Raw genomic sequence first — 24,061 nt, forward strand, 5'->3', positions numbered from 1 at the left:
GGGAGTTAATTGCGATGGCCTTGCTACAGCTGGAGCGCATCAGCGCACAGTATCCCGGCAGCCCGGAACCGGTACTGTCCGACATTTCCCTGACCCTCGGCCCTCAGCAATTGCTGGTGGCCCTCGGCCCGTCCGGCAGTGGCAAGACTTCGCTGTTGAACCTGATTGCCGGCTTCGTCGAACCGAGTGCCGGCCGTATCACCCTCGACAATGTGCCGGTCAAAGGCCCGAGTGCCGAGCGCGGCGTGGTGTTCCAGGACGATGCCCTGCTGCCCTGGCAGGACGTGCTGGCCAACGTGGCTTTCGGTCTGGAACTGGCCGGTGTGGCCAAGGACAAACGCGAACAGCGCGCGCGGGAAATGCTCGCGCTGGTCGACCTTTCCGGTTTTGAACATCGTCGGATCTGGCAGCTTTCCGGCGGCCAGAAGCAGCGCGTTGGCCTGGCCCGCGCCCTCGCAGCCGATCCGCGTGTGTTGCTGATGGACGAGCCATTCGGCGCCCTCGATGCCTTCACCCGCGAGCAGATGCAGGAGCTGTTGCTGCAAGTCTGGCAACGCACCGCCAAACCGGTGTTCCTGATTACCCACGACATTGAAGAAGCGGTGTTCCTCGCCACTGACCTGATTCTGCTGGCACCGAATCCGGGGCAGATCGTCGAGCGTCTGCATCTCGACTTCGGCCAGCGCTACGCCGCCGGCGAATCGGCGCGCTCGATCAAGTCCGATCCGCGCTTCATCGAAACCCGCGAACACGTGCTGGCCAAAGTGTTCTCGCAACGCAGCGCCGTTCAGCGGCAGGAGCGCGCATGAGCAGTTACGACGTTTCCGCTACCGCCGTGAAACCCGCCGCCACGTCGGTGGTGATTCCCGTGCGCCGCAGCCTCAGCACCCGCTGGATCAGCCTGCTGACCCTGTTCGCGTTGCTGGTGATCTGGTGGGCCGTCACGGCCACCGGCCTGATCGAACCGCTGTTCCTGCCGCCACCGTCCGCCGTGCTGCAAAAAGGCTGGTTGCTGGCGACCACGGGCTACATGGATTCGACGCTGTGGCAGCACTTGGGTGCGAGTCTGAGCCGCATCGGTCTGGGCCTCGGTTTTGCGATTCTGACCGCGGTGCCGGTGGGCATTGCCATCGGCGCCAACCGCATCGCCCGTGGCGTGCTCGATCCGCTGATCGAGTTCTACCGGCCGATTCCGCCGCTCGCCTATCTGCCGCTGATCGTGATCTGGTGCGGCATCGGTGAGTTGTCGAAAGTGCTGCTGATCTACCTGGCGATTTTTGCCCCGATCGCGATTGCCACTGCCACCGGCGTGCGCACCGTCGACCCGGCCAAATTGCGCGCCGCGCAGTCGCTGGGCGCCACTCGCGCACAACTGATCCGCCATGTGATTTTGCCAAGCGCCCTGCCGGATATTCTGACCGGTGTGCGCATCGGCCTCGGTGTGGGCTGGTCGACTCTGGTCGCTGCCGAATTGATCGCGGCCACCAGCGGCCTGGGCTTCATGGTGCAGTCGGCCGCGCAGTTCCTGGTCACCGATGTGGTGGTACTGGGGATTCTGGTCATCGCCCTGATCGCCTTCGCCATGGAAATGGGCCTGCGCGTCCTGCAACGCAAACTGGTGCCGTGGCACGGCCAGGCCCACTGATTTTTCAGCACTGACTACCCCGACAGTTTCGGGGCCCCGGAATTGAAGAGAACCACCATGAGCAGCCTGAACATCACCCCTCTAAGCTCGGCCCTCGGCGCACAGATCAGCGGCGTCGACATCAGCCAGCCGCTGAACCTGGAACAGCGCGACGCCATCGAGCAGGCACTGCTCAAATATCAGGTGCTGTTCTTCCGCAACCAGCCGATCGAGCCGGCGCAGCAGGCGCGTTTCGCCGCCTACTTCGGGGACCTGCACATTCATCCGATCTACCCGAACGTGCCGGAACAGCCGGAAGTGCTGATCCTCGACACCGCCGTTACCGACGTGCGCGACAACGCGATCTGGCACACCGACGTGACCTTCCTGCCGACCCCGGCCATGGGCGCGGTGCTCAGCGCCAAGCTGCTGCCGGAGTTCGGTGGCGACACATTGTGGGCTAGCGGGATTGCTGCGTATGAGGCGCTGTCGGCGCCGATGAAAGCGCTGCTTGAAGGGCTGACTGCGACTCACGATTTCACCCGCTCGTTTCCGCTGGAGCGCTACGGCAACACGCCGGAAGCACTGGCGCAGTGGGAAGCGGCACGGCGCAAGAATCCACCGCTGTCGCACCCGGTGATTCGCACGCATCCGGTGAGCGGACGGCGTTCGCTCTTCGTCAGCGAAGGGTTCACGTCGAAGATCAATGAGCTGTCGGAGACCGAGAGCGAAGCGGTGTTGAAGTTCTTGTTCGCGCATGCGACGCGGCCGGAATTCACCATTCGCTGGCGCTGGCAGAAGGATGACATTGCGTTCTGGGACAACCGCGTGACGCAGCATTACGCGGTGGATGACTACCGGCCGGCGCGGCGGGTGATGCAGCGGGCTACGGTGTTGGGGGATGTACCGTTTTTTCGCTGAACAACTGAGCGTTCCCACGCACTGCGGACGCGGAGCGTCCCGGGCTGCATTCCCACGCAGAGCGTGGGAACGATCAGTGTGTCGTTTATTCCGCCGTCGAAGGCTTCTCCCAAAGATTAATCCCGCCCTCCTGGGCAAACCGGTCAATCTCCGCCAGCTCTTCCGCACTGAAGCTCAGATTTTTCAACGCCCCGACGTTCTCGATAATCTGCTCCGGCCGACTCGCGCCGATCAGCGCCGAAGTCACTCGCGGATCCCGCAGCGTCCACGCCAATGCCAGTTGCGCCAGGCTCTGGCCACGGCGTTTGGCGATTTCATTCAACGCCCGCACATGAGCAATGTTCGCCTCGGACAAGTGCGAAGCCTGCAACGAACCACCGCCCGGACGATTGATCCGCGCATCCGCCGGCACGCCGTTGAGGTATTTGTCGGTCAGCAAACCCTGCGCCAGCGGGGTGAACGCAATCACGCCGGTGCCGAGTTCGTCAGTGGTGTCGAGCAGGTCCTTTTCCACCCAGCGGTTGAGCAGGTTGTAGGCCGGTTGGTGAATCAACAGCGGCACTTTCCACTCTTTGAGCAACGCGGCGATCTCGCGGGTTTTCACCCCGGAGTAAGACGAGATGCCGATGTACAACGCTTTGCCCTGCTGCACCGCAGTGGCGAGGGCGCTCGCGGTTTCTTCCAGCGGGGTGTCCGGGTCGAAGCGGTGCGAATAGAAGATGTCCACATAGTCCAGGCCCAGGCGTTGCAGGCTCTGGTCTAGGCTGGCCAGCACGTATTTGCGCGAGCCGCCGCCCTGGCCGTAAGGGCCGGGCCACATGTCCCAACCGGCCTTGCTGGAGATGATCAGTTCGTCGCGATATTGCTTGAAGTCTTCGCGCAGCAAACGACCGAAATTGGTCTCGGCGCTGCCGTAGGGCGGGCCGTAGTTGTTGGCCAGGTCGAAGTGGTTGATCCCCAGATCGAACGCTGTGCGCAGCAACGAGCGCTGGGTGTCGATCGGCGTGCTGTCGCCGAAGTTGTGCCACAGGCCGAGGGACAGCGCCGGCAGCACCAGACCGCTGCGTCCGACGCGGCGGTAAGGGATGGAGTTGTAGCGATTCTTGGCAGCGGTGTAAGTCATCGAATCCTCTCTTGTCGGTCTTGAATCGGGTGTCGATTGCTACGCAAATCTGTTGCCGGGCCGGGCGAGGCCAAGGTTCTGGCGCAAGGTCCGGCCCTCGTATTCGGTTCTGAACAGCCCGCGCCGTTGCAGTTCCGGGACCACGCCATTGGCGAAGTCTTCGAGCCCGCCGGGCAGGTGCGGCACCAGCACGTTGAAGCCGTCCGCCGCGCCCTGCTCGAACCATTCCTGCAAACGGTCGGCAATCTGCGCCGGTGTGCCGACGACGCTGTAATGCCCGCGACCACCGGCGATTCTGCGGCCCAGTTCGGCCAGGGTCAGATGCTCCCGGCCGGCCAGTTCGGTCAGCAGTTTCTGTCGGCTTTGCTGACCGCTGTCAGTCAGCGGCAACTCCGGCAGCGGCCCGTCCAGCGGGTACTTCGACAGATCGAAGTTGCCCAGCATACGCCCAAGAAGGGCAACGCCAACCTCGGGTTCGACCAATTGCTGAAACGTTTCAAATTTTTCCTGTGCTTCGGCTTCCGTCTGCCCGACCACGACGAACACGCCGGGCATGATTTTCAGCGAATCGGCGCTGCGTCCGTACTTCGGCAAGCGCCCCTTGAGGTCGGCGTAAAACGCCTGGGCGTTGGCCAGCGAGGTCTGCGCGGTGAACACCACTTCGGCCGTCTGCGCCGCCAGTTCACGCCCGGTTTCCGACGAGCCGGCCTGCACGATCACCGGCTGCCCCTGTGGCGAACGCGCGACATTCAGCGGGCCTTTGACCTTGAAGTGCTCGCCGACATGATTCAGCACGTGCAGCTTTTCCGGGTCGTAATACGCGCCGCTGGCCTTATCGCGGATGAAGGCGTCGTCCTGCCAACTGTCCCAGAGCCCGGTGACCACCTGATGAAATTCCCGGGCGCGGCTGTAGCGTTCGGCATGGCCGATGTGTTCATCGCGGCCGAAGTTCTGCGCTTCGGCGGCGTTGTCCGAGGTCACCAGGTTCCACCCCGCTCGCCCGCCGGACAGGTGATCGAGCGAAGCGAACTTGCGCGCCACGTGGTACGGCTCGTTGTAGCTGGTGGTGGCGGTGGCGATCAGGCCGATGTGCTCGGTCACTGCGCTCAACGCCGAGAGCAGCGTCAGCGGCTCGAAGTGATCCGAACGGGCCATGCGGCTGGCGATGTCCTGGGTCGGCGCGGCGACGCTGTCGGCGACGAACAAGGTGTCGAACTTCGCCGCCTCGGCAATCTGCGCCAGGCGTTTGTAGTGGGTGAAATCCAGTCCGGCGTTGGCCGGCACATCCGGATGGCGCCACGCGGCGACGTGGTGCCCGGTGGCCATGAGGAACGCGCCGAGTTTCAGCTGTCTGCTCATCTCAGAAGTCCTTGCGCAGTTGCACGCCGAAGTAGCGCTCGTCGTCGCGTGGCACAGCGCGGTAGATGTAGTTGCCACCGCTGGCGAGCAATGGCGAATACGACTTGTCGGTGAGGTTCTTGCCGAGCAATGCCACGCGCCAGCCGTTGGTGTAATCGGCCAGAGCGACGCTGGCGTTCCAGAGGCCGTAGGCGCCCTGCTTGGTGTCGGCGTTCTGGCTGATGTCGTACTGCACTTCGCTCTGCCAGCTGTAATCGGTGCCGAGTTCGATATCCAGGCCGTTTTCCAGCGGGATCGTGTAGTCGGCCCGCACGTAGCTTTTCCAGTCCGGGCTGAACGGCAACGGTTTGCCGTTGACGTTGCACGACGCCGCCGCGCCCGCCGGGCAGGCGAACTCGTCAATGCGGGCGCGGGTGTAGGCCAGCGCGCCGGAGAACTTCAGTTGCTGGGTCGCCTGCAAGGCGTAGTCGAGCTCCACGCCCTCGGTGCTGACGCTGCCGGCGTTGATCAGGCGCGTTACGACTTGCCCGGCGACGGTGTCGAAAAAGTTCGCCTGATAGTTGTCGTAGTCGCTGTGGAAAACCGCGAGGTTGGTGGTGAGGCGATTGTTCCAGCTTGAGGCTTTGATCCCCGCCTCCCAGGTGTTGGAGGTTTCCGGTTTCAAGGCTTCGGTATCACGCGGCTGCATGTTGAAGAACACGTTGTAGGCAGGGCCTTTGTAGCCACGCGAGTAGGTCAGATAAGTGGTGACGGTATCGCTCAGGTCGTACTGCAAACCGAGCCGGCCGGACCAGCCGTCCTCGTCCACCGAGCCGGAACTGCTGGTCGCCGGTTGAATGCCGCTGACGGTGGTGGCGGAAGTGGAGACGCGACGGTGATCGTATTCGAGATCGTCGTGGGTGTAGCGCAGGCCGGCGATGCCACGGAAGTCCGAAGTGAAATTCAGCGTGCTCTCGCCGAACACTGCGTAGCTGTCGCTGGTGGTGCTGTAATCGGCGACGCCGCGGTCAGTTCGTGTGGTGGTGGTCAGCGTGCGCTGATAGGTTTCCTCGTCCTTGCCGTGCATGTAGAACAGGCCGCCGACGTATTCGAGGAATTCACCTTTCGGCGACGACAGACGCAGCTCCTGCGAGTACTGGTCGAAGGCCAGATCACCTTTGTCCGCCGTGCCGGGGAACGCCGCCGTCACCGTGCCGAGGCGATCGCCGTCCTGATACTGAGTGTTGTCCCAGCCGCGCCACGCGGTGATCGAGGTCAGGGTGTAATCGCCCAGTTTCCAGTCGAGCTGGCCGGACAGGCCCTTGTTGGTGTCCTCGACGTGGGTGCGGGTGTCGGTGTTGATGTCGCGGTTGTGGCCGGTGGCGCTGACCGGGCTCAACGCATTGGCGAAGGCCGGGGTCAGAGCCTTGGTCACGACGCCGTTGGGGCCGTCATCGTGGGACTGCATGTAGTCGGCGATCAGGGTGAAGGTGATGTCGTCGTTCGGGGTGAATTCCAGTTTGCCGCGCACGCCGCGATGGTTGTAGCCGTTGAGCTCCTGACCGTTGTGCTTGTTGTCGACGTTGCCGTCGTAAGTGCCGAACAAGGTGCTGATCGAGCCCTTGAGCGTGTCCGGAATCAGGCTGCCGCCGATGCCGAAACGGGTGCGGCTTTCGTTGCCGCTGTAGTACGACTGATCGATGTAGCCGTGGGTCTCGGCGGTCGGCGCCTTGCTGGTGATGTTGAGCACGCCGGCCGAGGCGTTTTTGCCGAACAGCGTGCCTTGCGGGCCCCGCAGGACTTCGACGCGTTCCAGGTCCAGCAGATCCAGAGTGGATTGGCCGGGGCGGGCATAAACCACGCCATCGATTACTGTGGCCACGGTTGGCTCGACGCCCGGCGAGGTGGAAATCGTCCCCACGCCACGCACGAATAGCGAGGTGTCCTTGTTCGACGCGCCAGTGCGGAAATTCAGCGACGGCACTTGCTGGACGATGCTCGCCACGCTGTTGCGGTTGTCGCGTTCCAGCTGCTCGCCGTCGATCACCGACACCGCCACCGGGACCTTTTGCAGCGACTCTTCGCGGCGGGTAGCGGTGACCGTGACGGACTTGAGTGTCGGCTCCTGATCGGTGCTGTCGGCGGCGAACGCGGCAGGCAGCGGCAGCGCGGCCAGCCCGGTGAGTAGCCAGCCCGCAGCGCGGATCGATTGCGCCAGTTTGTGTGTCGCCCCAGGAATGTTGTGCATGTTTGCCCGCTCGAAAAGTTGCCCTGAACCGCTGCCGTTCTGCGACGACAGCGCCTGTCTCGGTGTCTTGGGCATTCGCTCGAGCGAGTAGCAGACAACGCGCTTTGTTAGCGCTAACATCGCCAGTATTGGCAAGCCGGACATAGACCGTCCAATACTGAAAAATTACTTTTATATGCGTTTTGGTTTTTAAGAAGGATCGAGCCTTGAGCGAAGAAAAGCCCCGCAAACGCCGTGGCGCCGGTCGCGTGACCCTCAACGCGGTGGCGCGCCAGGCCGGTGTTTCGGCGATTACCGTGTCGCGTTACTTCAACCAGCCGGAACAGGTCTCGCCCGAACGCCGCGAACGGATTGCGGCGGTAGTCGCCGAACTGGGTTACGTGCCGAATCTGGTGGCCGGCGGGCTCGCCTCGGCGCGGGGGAAAATCGTCGGCATGGTGATCCCGAACATCTCCGGGCCGATCTTCGCCAACACCATTCAGGGCTTCAGCGACACCCTCAGCCGTCACGGTTATCAGTTGCTGCTGGCCTCGAGTTACTTCAGCACCGAGCAGGAAGAAAACGCCGTGCGGGCGTTCCTCGGCTGGTCACCGGCGGCACTGGTGGTGACCAGTCACTTCCACAGCCCGGGCACGGAAAAGATGCTCGCCGAGGCGGATATTCCGGTGATCGAAACCTGGGATTACCAGCCCGATCGAGAGCCGATGCAGATCGGCTTTTCGCACTTTGAAGTAGGCGTCAGCGCCGCTCGTTATCTGCACGACAAAGGCTATCGGCGCATCGCCTTCGTGCAGAACAGCGCACCCGGCGACTTCAGCGCACTGGAACGCCGCGACGGTTATGCGGCGACCGTGCGCGAGTTGGGCCTGGAACCGTGGGTATTCGCACCGGATGCCGATCGCGCCCCGTTCGAGGCCGGCAAGCAAGCGATGGAAGCGCTGATGAATGCCTCACCGCGCCCCGACGCCATCATCTTCGCCAACGACAACCTCGCCGCCGGCGGCCTGCTCGCCGGGCAACGGGCCGGCCTCAAGATCCCCGAAGACTGCGCCGTCCTCGGCTTCGGCGACTACCCGTTCGCCGAGATGCTGCTGCCAAGCCTGAGCACCATCAAACCGCCGGCGCTGGAGATTGGCGTGCTGGCGGCAACGCGGGTGCTGGAAAGCCTGGGCGTATTGCCGAGCGATGAGGTGCAGCGACTTAATTTGCTGCAGTGCCAAGTCATCGAGCGGGAAAGCACCTGACGAATGTGGCGTGGGCTGGTTTGGCTATGCTCTAAATGAAACCGAGGTGGCGCCTTCGCGGGCAAGCCCGCTCCCACAGGTTCTGTGTTGCGTACAAAATCTGTGGACGACGGAGAACCCTGTGGGAGCGGCGGTGCGACGATTCGACTTGCCCGCGAAGGCGCCCGACCAAACACCGACTATGCCGCAGGCCTCCCCATGCACACCGCAATCATCATCTTCTTCGGCCTGATCCTGCTGGCGCTGATGTTTTACATCGGCGAGCGCATCGGCTTCAGTCGGCAGACGCTGGCCTACGGCTTCGCGGCGTTGTGGCTGGCGTTGACGGTGATCAATGGTGCGGTCGGCGTGGTGCATGCCGGGCAGCCGTTGGGGTCGGAGATTGCGATCGGCAGCGCCGTGTATGGCGTGCCGCTGGCGGCGATGGTGTTGTTCATGGTGCTGAGCGCCGAGACCTGAAGCCGTCCCGGCGCCCTGCCCCGATCAACGCACCAGATGCAGAAACTGCATGTGCCGTTCGTACTGGTCGAGGATGTCGTTGATGATCTGCTCTTTCGTGTAACCGACCAGATCGTAGTCCTGACTGCCCTCGCTCAGATGCACTTCGGCGCGATAGTAACGACGATTGTTGAGCTGCTTGGAGCCCATACCGCCACGAGCAAACGACGGCGTGAAGTAGCCGCGCATCTGCACTTGGTAGATGAACGGGTGCTGCTCGCCGTGACCGATTTCCAGACTGACGCTGTCGTGCGCCGGATCCGGTTGGGTGACCACGTTCAGCCCTTTCTCGGCGAACACCGCCGTCACTTCTTCGATGGCCGGTTTCACCGTGGTGTCCATGAAGCGGTACACCTCGTCGCGCGACGGGAAGTGCACGGCCTGGCTCAGGCGCTGGCGCCAGCCGCCCTTGCCCCGCCGTGAACCGGAGACCGGTGCCAGCGAATGCAGTTGCGCGATCTGCTTCTGCGACTCCAGGTAGAACGCCTTGTGCAGACCCCACATCATCAGCAGCAGAATCAGCGAGAACGGCAGCGAGGTCAGCACCACCGCCGACTTCAGCGCATCGATGCTGCCGGAGAACAGCAGCGCACTGGTGATCAGCGCGGTCATCGCGCCCCAGAACACCCGCAGCCATTTCGGCCCGTCTTCATCCGGGTTGCCGCCCTTGGCCGACAGGGTCGAGAGCACCACGGTGCCGGAGTCGGCGGAGGTGACGAAGAACACGAAGCTGATAAACACCGTCACCGCGATGACGGTTTTGCTCCACGGATAGGTTTCCAGCAGCAGGTAAAGGGTCATCGACGGGTTGTCGAGGGCCGACATGCCCAGGGCCGACATACCGTGATTGAGCACCTGGTCGATGGCGCTGTTGCCGAAGATCGACATCCACGCCAGCGTGAAACCGAGTGGAATCAGCAGCACGCCGAAGACGAATTCGCGAATGGTCCGGCCACGGGAAATCCGTGCGATGAACAGGCCCACGAACGGCGACCACGCGATCCACCAGGCCCAGTAGAAGACTGTCCAGCCGCCGAGCCAGTCGCTCGGTTTGTCGTAGGCGTAGAGGTCGAAACTCTTCATCGGCAACGCGCCGAGGTAATCGCCAAGGTTCTGGATCAGGGTGTTGAGCAAATGCTGGGTGGGGCCGGCGAACAACACGAACAGCAGCAGCGCACAGGCCAGCAGCATGTTGATGTCTGACATGACCCGCACACCTTTATCCACGCCGGAGACGGCGACGATGATCGCCGCGCCCATCATCAGCGTGATCAGGCCGACCTGAATCCACTGGGTGTGGGCGATGCCGAACAGGTAGTCGAGACCGGAGTTGAGATGGAGCACGCCGAAGCCCATGTCCGCACCGAGGCCGAACACCGTGGCGATGATGCCGAAGCCGTCCACCGCGTAGCCGATGGGCCCGTTGATGCGTTTGCCGATCAGCGGGTACAGCGCCGAACGCAGGGCCAGCGGCAGGTTATGCCGGTAGGCGAAATACGCCAGCGCCATGCCGACAAAGGCGAACACGCCCCAGCCATGCAGGCCCCAGTGCAGAAACAGAATCTGCATCGCCTGACGCGCCGCCTCCGCGGTGCCGGGCTCGCCTTGCGGCGGTTGGAGCATGTGGGTCAGCGGTTCGGACACGCAGAAGAAGAACAGCGTGATGCTGATCCCGGCGGCGAACAGCATGCCGGCCCAGGACAGGTAACTGAATTCGGGTTCGTCGTGGTCGGCACCGAGTTTGATCTTGCCGTAGCCCGATAACGCGGTGACCACCACGAAGACCAGATACAGGGTCATCGCGAGCATGTAGTACCAGCCGACCGTGTTGGCCGCCCAGTTTTGCGCTTCGAGAAGCCAGGCGCCGGCCTGTTCCGGCATGGCGATGACCGTCAGGCCGAACAGCAGGATCACCGTCGCGGCGAACCAGAACACCGGCGGATTCATGCGCACCAGACCGCTGGCGGGGGTGGACGATGCACTCATGAACGGTGCACCTCAAGGGGTTGGAAAATGGCTGAAATGATCGGACTCAGCAAAGGCAAGCCTCCTGTTGTGAGCGGGCAGCGAACCGCCGGTTTAACTTGAATGAACGTTCAAGTTAAACATGGATAGTACGCTCAGGACTAATCGCAGGGCTCAGCGGTACCTTTCGTACGCTAGCTCAAGGTTGGGTATGACGGGGGTTGGGGCGGATTCGTTCAGTGGAAAAATCAAAGTCAAAAGCGCCCTCACCCTAACCCTCTCCCGGAGGGAGAGGGGACTGATTGGGGGATGCTTGAGAGTTTCGCCGACCTGATCTTGCTGTACCGAATCCATAATCGACTGATTCTTTCAGGTCGATGTATAGGCCCCGCTCCCTAGGGAGCGGGGGAACTGATTGGGGGATACGTGAGAGTTACGCCGACCCGATTTTGCTGCACCGAATCCATAATCGACTGCTTTTTTCAGGTCGATGTACAGCGCCAGACACCTCAATCGGCTCCCTCTCCCTCCGGGAGAGGGCTGGGGTGAGGGTGGCTTTTGATGTCTTACTTCTGCGTCCCGTCATCATGCTGCAGATTGGCCTGGGTCAGGTTGCACCCGGCCGGCACGCTGCGGGTCAGCCACACGTTGCCGCCGATGGTCGAGCCCTTGCCAATGGTGATCCGTCCGAGGATCGTCGCCCCGGCGTAAATCACCACATCGTCCTCGACGATCGGATGGCGTGGATGGCCCTTCTGCAACTGGCCGTCCTCGTCCGCCGGAAAGCGTTTGGCGCCGAGGGTCACCGCCTGATAAATCCTGACGCGCTCGCCGATGATCGCGGTCTCGCCGATCACCACGCCGGTCCCGTGGTCGATGAAGAAACTGCGGCCGATCTGCGCGCCCGGGTGAATATCGATGCCGGTCGCCGAGTGGGCGATTTCCGAACTGATCCGCGCCAGCAGCGGCAGGCCTGCGCGATACAAATGATGCGCCAGACGATGGTGAATCACCGCCAGAATCCCCGGATAGCACAGCAGCACTTCATCAACGCTGCGCGCCGCCGGATCGCCGTGATACGCCGCCAGCACATCGGTATCGAGCAGGCTGCGCAGGCCCGGCAGTGCGAGGGCGAAATCCTGGATGATCCTGATCGCCTGCGCCTCGACTTCGGTATCGGCCTGGGCGCTGTGACGGGCGACGTAACGCAGTTCGAGTCGTGCCTGGGCCAGCAATGCATTCAGCGCGACGTCGAGGGTGTGACCGACGTAGAAATCCTCGCTTTCCTCACGCAGATCCACCGGCCCCAGCCGCATCGGAAACAGTGCGCCGCACAGGGCTTCCAGGATCTGCGCCATCGCATCACGGGACGGCAACTCGCGTCCGCCCTGCTCGCCGGAAGCACGGCCATTTTGTGCCCGCCACTGATCCCGCGCAGTACGCAGCTGGCTGACGATGGTCTGCAATTGCCAATGGCTGGAACGCTCGCTCACGGTAAAGACTCCTCACGGGCGGCCGGACTGTCTGGCCGCGTCAACGGCGACTACTTTACGGCAACCCCACCGGGGCGAATTAAGAACCGATAGTGCTGGCTTAAGCACATTTGGCTATAAGCGATTGGCGGTTGCCCCGGTAAATCGGCGTGCCTATAGTCCTGACATCTCCTTGCATCAGTACGGAACCATGTCCACACAACCGATCAAACAAAAGCTGGATCGCTTTAACCGCCTCAACCTGCTCGGCCAACCAACCCCACTGGAAAAACTCGAGCGCCTGTCCACCTGGCTCGGCCGCGATGTCTACATCAAACGCGATGACCTGACGCCGCTGGCCATGGGCGGCAACAAACTGCGCAAGCTCGAATACCTCGCCGCCGATGCCCTAGCCCAAGGCGCCGACACCCTGATCACCGCCGGCGCACTGCAATCGAACCACGTTCGCCAGACCGCCGCGCTGGCCGCGAAACTGGGGCTGGGCTGTGTGGCCCTGCTGGAAAACCCGCTGGGCACCGATGACAGCAACTACACCGGCAACGGCAACCGCCTGTTGCTGGACCTGTTCGACACCAAGGTCGAGCTGGTCGACAACCTCGACAACGCCGACGAACAACTGGCCGCCCTCGCCGTGCGCCTGCGCAGCAACGGCAAGAAGCCGTACCTGGTGCCGATCGGTGGCTCCAACGCCCTCGGCGCGCTGGGTTACGTGCGCGCCGGTCTGGAGCTGGCTGAGCAGATCAAGGACACCGGCCTGCAATTTTCCGCCGTGGTGCTGGCCTCGGGCAGTGCCGGCACTCATAGCGGTCTGGCGCTGGCCTTGAGCGAAGCCCTGCCGCAACTGCCGGTAATCGGCGTGACCGTCTCGCGCAGCGAAGAAGACCAGCGTCCGAAAGTCCAGGGCCTGGCCGAACGCACCGCCGACCTGCTGGGCGTGGCGCTGCCGGACAGCTTCAAGGTCGAGTTGTGGGACGAATACTTCGGCCCGCGCTACGGCGAGCCGAATGCCGGGACACTGGCGGCGGTGAAACTGCTGGCCAGCCAGGACGCCGTGCTGCTCGATCCGGTCTACACCGGCAAGGCCATGGCCGGGTTGCTTGACGGCATCGGTCGCGGGCGTTTCGACGACGGCCCGATCATCTTCCTGCACACCGGCGGCGCCCCGGCGTTGTTCGCGTACAAGGACTTTCTGTAGGCCTGAGCGCGTTCCCGCGCCCGACGTGGGAACGCTCAGCGTCAGCTCGAACACATATTCATTAAAAGAATAACAAATGGAAAATTCATTATTTTCCATTCTAAAAGAACCGTCATATAGTCTCGCCGCAGGCGAATTTCGCGAGAGACGCATAAGCTGCTTTAAGGCAGGATAGCGCTGTCGTCCAATTCCCGGATTCGCCAACTTTCCTTAAGCGTCTTCCATAAGAAAACACAGGGGCTTGTCATGATTCTTTCCGCACTACGTCGAAATCTGCTGGTAGGTTCGCTGGGCCTGGCACTGAGCGCCGGTCTGCTGGGGCAGGCGGTTGCCGGTGAGCAACTGCAACAGATCAAGGACAAAGGCGTTATCAACGTCGGCCTGGAAGGCACTTACCCACCGTTCAGCTTCGTCGATGCCGACGGCAAACTGTCGGGTTTCGAAGTCGAGCTGTCCGAAGCCCTGGCCAAGAAGCTGGGCGTGAAGGCCAAGATTCAGCCGACCAAATGGGACGGCATCCTTGCGGCACTGGAATCCAAGCGTCTGGACGTCGTGGTCAACCAAGTGACCATCTCCGAAGAGCGCAAGAAGAAGTACGACTTCTCCGAGCCGTACACCGTTTCCGGGATTCAGGCGCTGGTGCTGAAAGACAAGGCCGCCGCGCTGAACATCAAATCCGCCGCCGACCTGTCCGGCAAGAAAGTCGGCGTGGGTCTGGGCACCAACTACGAACAATGGGTCCGCGCCAACGTGCCGGGTGCCGACGTGCGCACCTACGACGATGATCCGACCAAGTTCGCCGACCTGAACAACGGCCGTACCGACGCGATCCTGATCGACCGTCTGGCTGCGCTGGAATACGCCAAGAAAGCGCCGAAAACCGTCGCTGCCGGTGAGGCCTTCTCGCGTCAGGAAGCCGGTGTTGCCCTGCGCAAAGGCGAGCCTGAACTGCTGGCCGCCGTGAACAAGGCCCTCGACGAACTGCGTGCCGACGGCACCCTTGAGAAGCTGTCCACGAAATACTTCAACGCTGACGTCACCAAATAATGGAAGAAGCTTTCCAACTCGCACTGGACTCCGCGCCCTTCCTGTTGAAGGGCGCGTACTACACGGTAATCCTTAGCCTCGGCGGCATGTTCTTCGGCCTGCTGCTGGGCTTTGGCCTGGCGTTGATGCGCCTGTCGCGTTTCAAGTCGGTCAGCTGGCTGGCCCGCATCTACGTGTCGTTCTTTCGCGGCACGCCGTTGCTGGTGCAACTGTTCGTGATCTATTACGGCTTGCCGCAATTGGGCATGGAACTCGACCCGCTGCCGGCGGCACTGATCGGCTTCTCGCTGAACATGGCCGCCTACGCCTGTGAAATCCTGCGGTCCGCGATCGGTTCGATCGAACGCGGCCAGTGGGAAGCCGCTGCGAGCATCGGCATGACCCGCGCGCAGACCCTGCGCCGGGCCATCCTGCCGCAGGCGATGCGCACGGCGTTGCCGCCGCTGGGCAACAGCTTCATTTCGCTGGTCAAGGACACCGCACTGGCCGCCACCATTCAGGTGCCGGAGCTGTTCCGTCAGGCACAGCTGATTACCGCCCGGACTTTCGAAGTCTTCACCATGTATCTTGCCGCCGCGCTGATCTACTGGATTCTGGCCACGGTGCTGTCGCACTTCCAGAACAAGTTGGAAGAGCGGGTCAATCGGCACGACCAGGAGTCCTGACCCCATGATTGTCGTGGAAAAACTGACAAAGCAGTTCAAGGGTCAAGTCGTGCTCAACGGCATTGATCTGGAGGTGAAGGAAGGCGAGGTCGTGGCAATCATCGGCCCCAGCGGCTCGGGCAAGACCACGTTCCTGCGCTGCCTGAACTTCCTCGAGCAACCCACCAGCGGCCGGATAAAGGTCGGCGATATCGAAATCGATACCAGCCGCCCGCTGAACCAGCAGCAGAGCCTGGTGCGCAACCTGCGCCAGCACGTGGGCTTCGTGTTCCAGAACTTCAACCTGTTCCCGCACCGCACCGCCCTGGAAAACGTCATCGAAGGCCCGATCGTGGTCAAGAAGACGCCCCGCGATGCAGCCATTGCCCTGGGCAAGAAGCTGTTGGCCAAGGTTGGCCTGGCGGGCAAGGAAGACGCCTATCCGCGGCGCCTGTCCGGTGGCCAGCAACAGCGCGTGGCGATTGCCCGGGCGCTGGCGATGGAGCCGGAAGTGATCCTGTTCGACGAGCCGACCTCGGCCCTCGACCCGGAACTGGTAGGTGAAGTGCTGGCGACCATCCGCGGCCTCGCCGAGGAGAAACGCACCATGGTGATCGTCACCCACGAAATGGCGTTCGCCCGTGACGTGGCCAACCGCGTGGTGTTTTTCGATAAAGGCGTGATCGTCGAACAAGGTGAAGCGAAAGCGTTGTTTGCCAATCCGAAAGAAGAACGCACTCGACAGTTCCTCAGCAAGTTCAGAAACAACGGCTGATCCGTAAACTTTCCTGAATACAAACTTCCATGGATGGAAGTTTCGCTTACACCCTCCCCACTAAAAAACCTAATCAAGCGACTGCACTACATATATATGTCCTGCAACAGTCTCGCCGCGATTAAAGTTCGCCCCCTGCAAATTTCCAGCTGTACAAACCGACCGACGACAGAACAATAAAATCCGGCAAAAGCTGTGGCCCGATTCGCTACGCAGAATAGGTAGAGTGCCTAATCCGCGTAGGAAGCTTCTGATAAATCCGTAATTCTTCAATTAACTAACCCTCTCCGTTGACACGCCATTCAGCGAACTTTTATCTAGTCACTCATCGCGCCCCACAACATTACCCAGACCCGATAACGAATGGCCGAACGACCCTGTTTTTATTACCGGGCAATTCACGCCATTTAAACTTTCAGAAACGGATTTCGCTGCAAGGCTTCAAGGAGAGGACTTCATGACCCGCACTTCGCACATCCCCGAACTGGCCGCGCCGAGCCTGGCGCCCTCGCAAACCAACGGCATCAATCTCACGGCAGCGGCTCGCCTGCGGGTCGATGTACCGCCCTATCCGGACATGGACTCCGGCGATCTGATCGAACTGTTCTGGAACAACTGCTACGTCGCTTCTCACGTGCTGACAGTGCAGGACGTCGCGGCTCCAGTCAGCCTCCGAGTGCCGGAAAGCTTCATCGCCAGCGGCTCGTCACGCATCCACTACCGGGTAATGCGGGTGGGTCATGGACCATCGCTGTCGGCAGCCGCGCGGGTCACGGTCAAACTCGACTGCCCCGGCGGACAGCCACCGGCAGTGTGCGGTGACGAAAACCAGCAACTCGCCCCCGTGACCCTGCCCGACACCATTCGCCGTCAAGGCGTCAACGCGAGCCAGATCAAACGCGGCGTGCCGCTGACCATCGAACCGTATCTGAACATGGACGAAGGCGATGCCATCACCCTGCGCTGGGGTGATGTACGGATGGACCTGGCGCGCGTTTCCCCGGCCGATATCGGCAAGCCGATTCAGGTCTGGGTGCCGCCGGCGATCATTACCGAGGCCGGCGAGGACCTGCGGCTGGACGTGACCTATTGCATCCTCGACCGGGTCGGCAACAACTCGCGCTGGGCACCGCCGCGAACGCTGAAGATCGGTTGCGTGAACCCCTACCTCAAGGTGCCGCTCAAGGAAACGCTGAAGGCAGCAGAGCCGCAAAAAAAATGAGCATCGACGGTCGGCGAGGGACGAATTCCTTCGCCACCGCACGCTTAACCAGACGGACCACGCCCCCTTCTATACATATTCCTAAAAGTTAGTTTATTTAAATTTTATACGCGCTTAGGGTATATGAACCGGACCACCGGACATTCTTTCGTTCGCCGCACTTTTGCGGCGTTTTTCATGAGATGTGAGGTAGGTAACATGGTCCGGAACACAATCACCCCAGTGCAGATCGCCAGGGCATTGCGTGCAGCCAAGGAGCGGCACTGATGTCCAGTCTGGCAGACGCAAACGTCCAGAGTGACCTGGACATCGCCCCGTTGTTGTTGCCCGCGCAAGTGCTGCGCAACGACGCTCAAGCCATCAAGGCCGCCCATGAGCTGGCGCAAGTCGCCCGCGTGCAGGCCGCCAAACGTGACCGTCAGCGCAAGCTGCCGTGGTCGGAAATCGAACAGTTCACCCGCAGCGGCCTCGGCAGCATCGCGATTCCGCGCGAGTACGGTGGCCCGCAGGTTTCCTTCGTCACCCTGGCCGAGGTGTTCGCGATCATTTCCGCGGCCGACCCGGCACTGGGGCAGATCCCGCAGAACCAGTTCGGCATCATCAACCTGATCCTCGGCAGCGCCACCGAACAGCAGAAAAAACTGCTGTTGCAGAGCGTTCTGGAAGGCTGGCGCATCGGAAACGCCGGGCCCGAACGCGGCACCAAGGACACTCTGGAACTGAAGGCGCGCATCACCGCTGACGGCGATGACTACGTGATCAACGGCCAGAAGTTCTACTCCACCGGCGCCCTGTTCGCCCACTGGGTCGCGGTCAAGGCGCTCAACGATGATGGCAAGCAAGTCCTGGCCTTCGTCCGTCGCGGCACGCCTGGATTGCGCATCGTCGATGACTGGTCGGGTTTCGGCCAGCGCACCACCGCCAGCGGCACGATCCTGTTGAACAACGTACGGGTCGATGCCGGCCTCGTGGTGGACAACTGGAAGATCAACGAAAAGCCCAACACCCAAGGTGCGGTGTCGCAGCTGATTCAAGCGGCGATCGACGCCGGCATCGCCCGTGGCGCCATCGATGACGCCATCGAGTTCGTCAAGACTCGCGCCCGGCCGTGGATCGACGCCAACGTCGAGCGCGCCAGCGATGACCTCTACGTGATCGCCGACATCGGCAAACTGAAAATCGAACTGCACGCTGCCGAAGCGCTGCTGCGCAAGGCCGGGCAAGTGCTGGATCAGGTGCATGCCGCACCGCTGACCGCCGAGTCCGCCGCCCGCGCTTCGATTGCCGTAGCCGAAGCCAAAGTGCTGACCACCGAGATCTCGCTGCTGGCCAGCGAAAAGCTCTTCGAGCTGGCCGGCAGCCGCGCCACCCTCGCCGAATTCAACCTCGACCGTCACTGGCGCAACGCCCGGGTGCACACCCTGCACGACCCGGTGCGCTGGAAGTACCACGCGGTCGGCGCCTATCGCCTCAACGGAAAACTTCCGGCTCGCCATTCCTGGATCTGACGACCAGAACACTTTTGACCAGATCTCTGGAGAAACACATGACTCTTTCCCATCCCGTCGCGGTCATCACCAGCGACGAGCAAGCCCTGATCGTCGCCAGCGACCTGGCCGAAGACTTCCAGCGCGACAGCAACCTGCGCGACCGCGAACGCCGCCTGCCGCTGCCGGAACTCGACGTGTTTTCCCGCTCCGGCCTGTGGGGCATCAGCGTGCCCAAGGAGTACGGTGGCGCCGGCGTGTCCAACGTGACCCTGGCCAAAGTCATCGCCCTGATCGCCCGGGCTGACGGTTCACTGGGGCAGATTCCGCAGAACCATTTTTATGCCCTCGAAGTGCTTCGGGTAAACGGCAGCCACGAGCAGAAACAACGGCTGTACGCCGAAGTTCTCGCCGGCCAGCGCTTCGGCAATGCCCTGGCAGAACTGGGCACCAAGACCGCCCACGACCGTGTCACCCGCCTCAATCGCGACGGCAGCGGTTATCGCATCAACGGTCGCAAGTTCTATGCGACCGGTGCGATCTATGCCCAACGGATTCCAACGTCCGTGGTCGATGAAAACGGTGTGCAACAACTGGCCTTCGTCCCGCGCGACAGCAAAGGCCTGAGCGTGATCGACGACTGGAGCGGCTTCGGCCAGCGCACCACCGGCAGCGGTTCGGTGGTGTTCGAAGACGTGTATGTCGCTGCCGAAGATGTCATCCCGTTCCAGAGTGCTTTCGAGCGCCCGACCCCGGTCGGCCCGCTGGCGCAGATCCTTCACGCCGCCATCGACACCGGCATCGCCCGCGCCGCTTACGAAGATGCGCTGCACTTCGTGCGCAGCAAGACCCGGCCGTGGATCGATTCGGGTAACGACAAGGCCACCGAAGATCCGCTGACCCTCAAGAGCTTCGGCCATTTGAGCATTCGCCTGCATGCCACCGAAGCCCTGCTCGAACGCGCCGGCGAATTCCTCGACGCAGCCCAGGCCGAGACCAACGCCGATACCGTTGCAGCAGCCTCGATTGCCGTCGCCGAAGCACGAGCCATCAGCACCGAAATCTCCTTGGCCGCCGGCAGCACCCTGTTCGAACTCGCCGGCAGCCAGGCCACCCTGATCGAGCACGGCCTCGACCGCCACTGGCGCAACGCTCGGGTGCACACCCTGCATGACCCGGTGCGCTGGAAGTATCACGCGGTGGGCAATTACTACCTCAACGATGAAAACCCTCCGCTGCGAGGGACCATCTGATGAGCAAGAAAAAGATCCTGCTCAATGCGTTCAACATGAATTGCATCGGCCACATCAACCACGGGTTGTGGACGCATCCTCGCGACACCTCGACCCGGTACAAGACCATCGAGTACTGGACCGAACTGGCGCAACTGCTGGAGCGCGGGCTGTTCGACGGGCTGTTTATCGCTGACATCGTCGGCGTGTACGACGTCTATCAGAACTCGGTGGACGTTACCCTGAAAGAGTCGATCCAGCTGCCGGTCAACGATCCACTGTTGCTGGTATCGGCGATGTCCGCGGTGACCAAAAACCTCGGTTTCGGCCTGACCGCCAACCTCACCTACGAGCCGCCGTATCTGTTCGCCCGGCGCATGTCGACGCTCGATCACCTGAGCCGTGGGCGGGTGGGCTGGAACATCGTCACCGGTTACCTGGACAGCGCCGCCAAGGCCATGGGCCTGAGCGAACAGGTCGAGCATGACCGGCGTTACGACCAGGCCGACGAGTACCTCGAAGTGCTCTACAAACTCTGGGAAGGCAGCTGGGAAAACGGCGCGGTGCTCAACGATCCGCAGCAGCGGATCTACGCGCAGCCAGACAAGGTGCACAAGGTCGAACACAAGGGCGAGTACTATCAGGTCGAGGGTTATCACCTGTGCGAGCCGTCGCCGCAGCGCACGCCGGTGCTGTTCCAGGCCGGCAGTTCGGATCGCGGTCTGCTGTTCGCCGGACGTCATGCCGAGTGCGTGTTCATCAGCGGCCAGAACAAGCCGTCGACCAAAGTACAGGTGGACAAAGTCCGCGCCAGCGCCGTCGAAGCGGGTCGCAACCCCGAGGATATCAAGGTGTTCATGGGCCTGAACGTGATCGTCGGCGAGACCGAAGAAGCGGCCTGGGCCAAGCACGCCGAATACCTGAGCTACGCCAGTGCCGAAGCGGGCGTGGCACATTTCTCGGCGTCCACCGGGATAGATTTTTCCCAGTACGAAATCGACGAACCGATCCAGTACGTGAAGAGCAACGCGATCCAGTCCGCCACCAAAAACCTGCAGAACAACGACTGGACCCGGCGCAAGCTGCTCGACCAGCATGCCCTCGGCGGGCGCTACATCACTGTGGTCGGCTCGCCGCAGCAAGTGGCGGATGAACTGGAATCGTGGATCGCCGAAACCGGTCTCGACGGCTTCAACCTGACTCGCATCGTCACCCCGGAAAGCTATGTGGATTTCATCGATCTGGTGATTCCGGAACTGCAACGGCGCGGCTCGTACAAGACCGCGTACGACACCGGCAGCCTGCGGGAAAAACTGTTTCACGGCGAAGCGCATCTGCCGCAGCAACACACCGGCGCCCACTACCGACACTCCTCCTCGCACTGACTGGAAAACCACCATGACCAAGAAGCTCCTGTCCCACCCAGTCAAAGCACTGGCCCTGGCCTTCGGCCTGTTCAGCTCGGCGGTATTCGCCGCCGATGCTCCGTTGAAAATCGGCACCACCGCCGCCTTCGCGATTCCGCTGGAAGCCGCCGTCGAAGAGGCCTCCAAACAAGGCCTGAAAGTCGAGCTGGTGGAGTTCACCGACTGGATCGCGCCGAACGTCAGCCTCGCCGCCGGTGACATCGACGTGAACTACTTCCAGCACATCCCGTTCCTGGAAAATGCCAAGGCGGCTTCCGGTTTCGACCTGGTGCCGTTTGCGCCGGGGATCATCAACAACGTCGGCCTGTACTCGAAAAAATACAAAAGCTTCGACGAGCTGCCTGAAGGCGCCAGCGTCGCCATCGCCAACGACCCGATCAACAGCGGACGCGGCCTGCAACTGCTGGCCAAGGCCGGTCTGATCACCCTGAAACCGGGCGTTGGCTACAAGGCCACCGAAGACGACATCGTCGCTAATCCGAAGAAGATCAAGATCCTCCAGGTCGAAGCCGTGCAACTGGTGCGCGCCTACGATGATGCCGATCTGGTGCAGGGCTACCCGGCCTACATCCGTCTGGCGAAGACTTTTGATGCCGGTTCCGCGCTGCTGTTCGACGGCCTCGATCACAAGGAATACGTGATTCAGTTCGTGATCCAGCCGAAGAGCAAAACCGACCCGCGTCTGATCAAGTTCGTCGACATCTACCAGCATTCGCCGGCCGTTCGCGCTGCACTGGATAAGGCCCACGGCAAGCTGTACCAGGCCGGTTGGGAAAGCTGAGGATGACCGCGGCCATTCAACGGCGACTGGATCTTCCAGAGCCACCCGCGCTGGCACAGCGCACCGAACTGCATCCCGAACTGAACCGCGCCCATGTGCGTTTCGTCGGGCTCGGCAAGACCTACGACGGCAAACAAGGCCCGGTCGCCGCCCTGCAAGGCATCGACCTGGCGATCCAGCGCGGTGAAGTGTTCGGCATCATCGGCCGCAGCGGCGCCGGCAAGTCGTCGCTGATCCGCACCATCAACCGCCTCGAACAACCGACCTCGGGCCGGGTGCTGATCGATCAGGTGGACATCGGCGAGTACGACGAGGATCGCCTCGTCGCCCTGCGTCGGCGGATCGGCATGATCTTCCAGCACTTCAACCTGATGTCGGCGAAAACGGTGTGGCAGAACGTTGAACTGCCGCTGAAAGTCGCCGGCGTCCCAAAGGAACAGCGGGAGAAAAAGGTTCGCGAACTGCTGGAACTGGTCGGCCTGCAAGCCAAGCACAAGGCGTATCCGGCGCAGCTTTCCGGCGGGCAGAAACAGCGTGTCGGCATCGCCCGCGCGCTGGTGCATGACCCGGACATTCTGCTGTGTGACGAAGCCACTTCGGCCCTCGATCCGGAAACCACCCAGTCGATCCTCGGCCTGCTGCGCGAGATCAACAAACGCCTGGGCCTGACCATCGTGCTGATCACTCACGAGATGGCGGTGATCCGGGAAATCTGCGACCGCGTCGTCGTGCTGGAACATGGCCGCATCGTCGAACAGGGCCCGGTCTGGGAGGTGTTCGGCAATCCACAGCACGAGGTCAGCCAGACCTTGCTCGCACCGTTGCAACACGCCTTGCCCGAAGAATTGCAGAGCCGTTTGCACGCACAGCCTTTGTCGGCGGACGCGGCCGTGGTGCTGCGCTTGCAGTTCACCGGCAGCCAGCAGGATGAGCCGGATCTGGCCGCACTGTTCGCCGCGCTCGGTGGCCGGGTGAAATTGCTCCAGGGCGGCGTGGAACGGATTCAGGGCCACGCGCTCGGGCAATTGCTGCTGGCGGTGACGGGCTCAAAGCTGAACGCCGAGGAATTGCGTCAGCGTGCCAGCCAGTGGGCACAACGCACGGAGGTGCTGGGTTATGTGGTTTGATCGCTTGCTGCAGGGTTTTATCGACACGTTTCTGATGGTCGGCGTTTCGTCGCTGATCGCACTGCTGGCGGGTATCCCGATGGCAGTGATTCTGGTCACCAGCGACAAGGGCGGCATCTACGAAGCGCCGGTGCTCAATCGCGCTTTGGGTGCGTTCGTGAACCTGTTTCGCTCGATTCCTTTTCTGATTCTGATGGTGGCGCTGATTCCGTTTACCCGGCTGATCGTCGGCACCACCTACGGCGTCTGGGCGGCCGTCGTGCCGTTGACCATTGCGGCCACGCCGTTCTTTGCGCGGATCGCCGAGGTGAGCCTGCGTGAAGTCGACTACGGCCTGATCGAAGCTGCGCAAGCCATGGGCTGCCGGCGCTGGCACATCGTCTGGCATGTGCTGTTGCCTGAAGCGCTACCGGGGATTGTCGGTGGGTTCACCATCACCCTGGTGACGATGATCAACTCCTCGGCCATGGCCGGCGCGATTGGCGCCGGCGGTCTGGGCGACATCGCGTACCGCTACGGCTATCAGCGTTTCGACAGCCAGATCATGCTGACCGTGATCGTGCTGCTGGTGGCGCTGGTGGCGGTGATTCAACTGGGCGGTGATCGTCTGGCGCGGGGGTTGAACAAGCGCTGAATGGCATGGCGTATAGTCGGCAAAATCCTTTGCCGG

Annotated in this window: 21 protein-coding genes; 16 read left to right on the forward strand and 5 right to left on the reverse strand. The window is 62.1% G+C overall.

Annotated features, from left to right (window positions below; genetic code table 11):
* Positions 1 to 14: 14 nt before the first annotated feature.
* From tauB to tauD, 3 genes are read left to right on the forward strand one after another with little or no spacing between them, the layout of a single operon-like run.
* The gene (tauB, locus tag AC1Q9F_RS24010; RefSeq protein ID WP_007952704.1) at positions 15 to 809 is read left to right on the forward strand and encodes a taurine ABC transporter ATP-binding subunit; all 795 of its coding nucleotides are present in this window, start codon (positions 15 to 17) and stop codon (positions 807 to 809) included.
* A complete protein-coding gene (gene tauC / locus AC1Q9F_RS24015) occupies positions 806 to 1,645 on the forward strand; it encodes a taurine ABC transporter permease TauC (protein ID WP_492621119.1) in 840 nt (279 codons plus the stop codon). Before tauB ends, tauC begins: the two co-directional genes overlap by 4 nt.
* Positions 1,646 to 1,702: 57 nt before the next feature.
* Positions 1,703 to 2,545: a taurine dioxygenase gene (tauD, locus tag AC1Q9F_RS24020; RefSeq protein ID WP_273901335.1), complete on the forward strand. Its 843-nt coding sequence runs from the start codon at positions 1,703 to 1,705 to the stop codon at positions 2,543 to 2,545.
* 85 nt (positions 2,546 to 2,630) lie between these two features.
* Here the strand turns inward: tauD and mgrA are convergent, their stop codons facing one another.
* Genes mgrA through AC1Q9F_RS24035 form a run of 3 tightly spaced genes read right to left on the reverse strand, consistent with a single transcriptional unit; the run spans position 2,631 to position 7,254 of the window.
* The gene (mgrA, locus tag AC1Q9F_RS24025) at positions 2,631 to 3,668 is read right to left on the reverse strand and encodes an L-glyceraldehyde 3-phosphate reductase (RefSeq protein ID WP_207984702.1); all 1,038 of its coding nucleotides are present in this window, start codon (positions 3,666 to 3,668) and stop codon (positions 2,631 to 2,633) included.
* 39 nt (positions 3,669 to 3,707) lie between these two features.
* Positions 3,708 to 5,027 carry an LLM class flavin-dependent oxidoreductase gene (locus tag AC1Q9F_RS24030; RefSeq protein ID WP_492621118.1) on the reverse strand — a complete coding sequence of 440 codons (1,320 nt, stop codon included), beginning with the start codon at positions 5,025 to 5,027 and terminating at the stop codon, positions 3,708 to 3,710.
* 1 nt (position 5,028) lies between these two features.
* Positions 5,029 to 7,254 carry a TonB-dependent receptor gene (locus AC1Q9F_RS24035; RefSeq protein WP_492621117.1) on the reverse strand — a complete coding sequence of 742 codons (2,226 nt, stop codon included), beginning with the start codon at positions 7,252 to 7,254 and terminating at the stop codon, positions 5,029 to 5,031.
* A gap of 206 nt (positions 7,255 to 7,460) precedes the next feature.
* Here AC1Q9F_RS24035 and AC1Q9F_RS24040 point away from each other — a divergent pair, with 206 nt between their 5' ends.
* Together AC1Q9F_RS24040 and AC1Q9F_RS24045 are read left to right on the forward strand one after the other, a co-directional pair.
* Complete coding sequence (locus AC1Q9F_RS24040; protein WP_492621116.1) at positions 7,461 to 8,498, forward strand: LacI family DNA-binding transcriptional regulator; 1,038 nt, start codon at positions 7,461 to 7,463, stop codon at positions 8,496 to 8,498.
* A 198-nt stretch (positions 8,499 to 8,696) separates the two neighbouring features.
* The gene (locus AC1Q9F_RS24045) at positions 8,697 to 8,957 is read left to right on the forward strand and encodes a hypothetical protein (RefSeq protein WP_007952727.1); all 261 of its coding nucleotides are present in this window, start codon (positions 8,697 to 8,699) and stop codon (positions 8,955 to 8,957) included.
* A 24-nt stretch (positions 8,958 to 8,981) separates the two neighbouring features.
* Here AC1Q9F_RS24045 and betT read toward each other — a convergent pair whose 3' ends face one another.
* The gene (gene betT, locus AC1Q9F_RS24050; RefSeq protein ID WP_492621122.1) at positions 8,982 to 10,943 is read right to left on the reverse strand and encodes a choline transporter BetT; all 1,962 of its coding nucleotides are present in this window, start codon (positions 10,941 to 10,943) and stop codon (positions 8,982 to 8,984) included.
* Between the two features lie 584 nt (positions 10,944 to 11,527).
* Positions 11,528 to 12,454: a serine O-acetyltransferase EpsC gene (epsC, locus tag AC1Q9F_RS24055; protein WP_007952730.1), complete on the reverse strand. Its 927-nt coding sequence runs from the start codon at positions 12,452 to 12,454 to the stop codon at positions 11,528 to 11,530.
* A 190-nt stretch (positions 12,455 to 12,644) separates the two neighbouring features.
* On the opposite strand from epsC, the gene AC1Q9F_RS24060 reads away from it, so the two are divergent.
* From AC1Q9F_RS24060 to AC1Q9F_RS24110, 11 genes are all read left to right on the forward strand, one after another.
* Positions 12,645 to 13,649, forward strand: coding sequence for a D-cysteine desulfhydrase (locus AC1Q9F_RS24060; RefSeq protein ID WP_492621115.1), 1,005 nt, complete (start codon positions 12,645 to 12,647; stop codon positions 13,647 to 13,649).
* A 246-nt stretch (positions 13,650 to 13,895) separates the two neighbouring features.
* Positions 13,896 to 14,696 carry a cystine ABC transporter substrate-binding protein gene (gene tcyJ / locus AC1Q9F_RS24065; protein WP_230734714.1) on the forward strand — a complete coding sequence of 267 codons (801 nt, stop codon included), beginning with the start codon at positions 13,896 to 13,898 and terminating at the stop codon, positions 14,694 to 14,696.
* Positions 14,696 to 15,361, forward strand: coding sequence for a cystine ABC transporter permease (gene tcyL, locus AC1Q9F_RS24070; RefSeq protein ID WP_007952735.1), 666 nt, complete (start codon positions 14,696 to 14,698; stop codon positions 15,359 to 15,361). The genes tcyJ and tcyL overlap by 1 nt, the downstream gene beginning before the upstream one ends.
* Before the next feature lie 4 nt (positions 15,362 to 15,365).
* On the forward strand, positions 15,366 to 16,115 hold the full coding sequence (tcyN, locus tag AC1Q9F_RS24075) for an L-cystine ABC transporter ATP-binding protein TcyN (RefSeq protein ID WP_007952738.1): 750 nt from the start codon (positions 15,366 to 15,368) through the stop codon (positions 16,113 to 16,115).
* 457 nt (positions 16,116 to 16,572) lie between these two features.
* Positions 16,573 to 17,337, forward strand: coding sequence for a hypothetical protein (locus tag AC1Q9F_RS24080; protein WP_492621114.1), 765 nt, complete (start codon positions 16,573 to 16,575; stop codon positions 17,335 to 17,337).
* A 266-nt stretch (positions 17,338 to 17,603) separates the two neighbouring features.
* Positions 17,604 to 18,845 (forward strand): SfnB family sulfur acquisition oxidoreductase, encoded by a 1,242-nt coding sequence (locus AC1Q9F_RS24085; protein WP_492621113.1) that lies wholly within the window; start codon positions 17,604 to 17,606, stop codon positions 18,843 to 18,845.
* 38 nt (positions 18,846 to 18,883) lie between these two features.
* A complete protein-coding gene (locus AC1Q9F_RS24090; protein ID WP_492621112.1) occupies positions 18,884 to 20,077 on the forward strand; it encodes an SfnB family sulfur acquisition oxidoreductase in 1,194 nt (397 codons plus the stop codon).
* Positions 20,077 to 21,441, forward strand: coding sequence for an LLM class flavin-dependent oxidoreductase (locus AC1Q9F_RS24095; protein WP_492621111.1), 1,365 nt, complete (start codon positions 20,077 to 20,079; stop codon positions 21,439 to 21,441). The genes AC1Q9F_RS24090 and AC1Q9F_RS24095 overlap by 1 nt, the downstream gene beginning before the upstream one ends.
* A 13-nt stretch (positions 21,442 to 21,454) precedes the next feature.
* Positions 21,455 to 22,264, forward strand: coding sequence for a MetQ/NlpA family ABC transporter substrate-binding protein (locus AC1Q9F_RS24100; RefSeq protein WP_007952748.1), 810 nt, complete (start codon positions 21,455 to 21,457; stop codon positions 22,262 to 22,264).
* A 2-nt stretch (positions 22,265 to 22,266) separates the two neighbouring features.
* Positions 22,267 to 23,391 carry a methionine ABC transporter ATP-binding protein gene (locus tag AC1Q9F_RS24105; protein WP_492621110.1) on the forward strand — a complete coding sequence of 375 codons (1,125 nt, stop codon included), beginning with the start codon at positions 22,267 to 22,269 and terminating at the stop codon, positions 23,389 to 23,391.
* Positions 23,381 to 24,025 (forward strand): methionine ABC transporter permease, encoded by a 645-nt coding sequence (locus AC1Q9F_RS24110; protein WP_102718558.1) that lies wholly within the window; start codon positions 23,381 to 23,383, stop codon positions 24,023 to 24,025. Before AC1Q9F_RS24105 ends, AC1Q9F_RS24110 begins: the two co-directional genes overlap by 11 nt.
* Positions 24,026 to 24,061 lie beyond the last annotated feature (36 nt).

It is taken from the genome of Pseudomonas sp. GW823-FHT04A03, from assembly GCF_058796615.1.

Excerpts from the sequence above, each read along its gene's own strand:
- AC1Q9F_RS24060 (WP_492621115.1), top strand. The coding sequence starts at position 12,645 with ATGTCCACACAACCGATCAAACAAAAGCTGGATCGCTTTAACCGCCTC.
- AC1Q9F_RS24110 (WP_102718558.1), top strand. The coding sequence starts at position 23,381 with ATGTGGTTTGATCGCTTGCTGCAGGGTTTTATCGACACGTTTCTGATG.
- AC1Q9F_RS24030 (WP_492621118.1), bottom strand. The coding sequence starts at position 5,027 with ATGAGCAGACAGCTGAAACTCGGCGCGTTCCTCATGGCCACCGGGCAC.
- AC1Q9F_RS24095 (WP_492621111.1), top strand. The coding sequence starts at position 20,077 with ATGAGCAAGAAAAAGATCCTGCTCAATGCGTTCAACATGAATTGCATC.
- betT (WP_492621122.1), bottom strand. The coding sequence starts at position 10,943 with ATGAATCCGCCGGTGTTCTGGTTCGCCGCGACGGTGATCCTGCTGTTC.
- tauB (WP_007952704.1), top strand. The coding sequence starts at position 15 with ATGGCCTTGCTACAGCTGGAGCGCATCAGCGCACAGTATCCCGGCAGC.
- AC1Q9F_RS24045 (WP_007952727.1), top strand. The coding sequence starts at position 8,697 with ATGCACACCGCAATCATCATCTTCTTCGGCCTGATCCTGCTGGCGCTG.
- mgrA (WP_207984702.1), bottom strand. The coding sequence starts at position 3,668 with ATGACTTACACCGCTGCCAAGAATCGCTACAACTCCATCCCTTACCGC.
- AC1Q9F_RS24100 (WP_007952748.1), top strand. The coding sequence starts at position 21,455 with ATGACCAAGAAGCTCCTGTCCCACCCAGTCAAAGCACTGGCCCTGGCC.
- AC1Q9F_RS24085 (WP_492621113.1), top strand. The coding sequence starts at position 17,604 with ATGTCCAGTCTGGCAGACGCAAACGTCCAGAGTGACCTGGACATCGCC.
- AC1Q9F_RS24105 (WP_492621110.1), top strand. The coding sequence starts at position 22,267 with ATGACCGCGGCCATTCAACGGCGACTGGATCTTCCAGAGCCACCCGCG.
- tcyJ (WP_230734714.1), top strand. The coding sequence starts at position 13,896 with ATGATTCTTTCCGCACTACGTCGAAATCTGCTGGTAGGTTCGCTGGGC.
- tauD (WP_273901335.1), top strand. The coding sequence starts at position 1,703 with ATGAGCAGCCTGAACATCACCCCTCTAAGCTCGGCCCTCGGCGCACAG.
- AC1Q9F_RS24035 (WP_492621117.1), bottom strand. The coding sequence starts at position 7,254 with ATGCACAACATTCCTGGGGCGACACACAAACTGGCGCAATCGATCCGC.
- tcyL (WP_007952735.1), top strand. The coding sequence starts at position 14,696 with ATGGAAGAAGCTTTCCAACTCGCACTGGACTCCGCGCCCTTCCTGTTG.
- AC1Q9F_RS24080 (WP_492621114.1), top strand. The coding sequence starts at position 16,573 with ATGACCCGCACTTCGCACATCCCCGAACTGGCCGCGCCGAGCCTGGCG.
- AC1Q9F_RS24090 (WP_492621112.1), top strand. The coding sequence starts at position 18,884 with ATGACTCTTTCCCATCCCGTCGCGGTCATCACCAGCGACGAGCAAGCC.
- tauC (WP_492621119.1), top strand. The coding sequence starts at position 806 with ATGAGCAGTTACGACGTTTCCGCTACCGCCGTGAAACCCGCCGCCACG.
- tcyN (WP_007952738.1), top strand. The coding sequence starts at position 15,366 with ATGATTGTCGTGGAAAAACTGACAAAGCAGTTCAAGGGTCAAGTCGTG.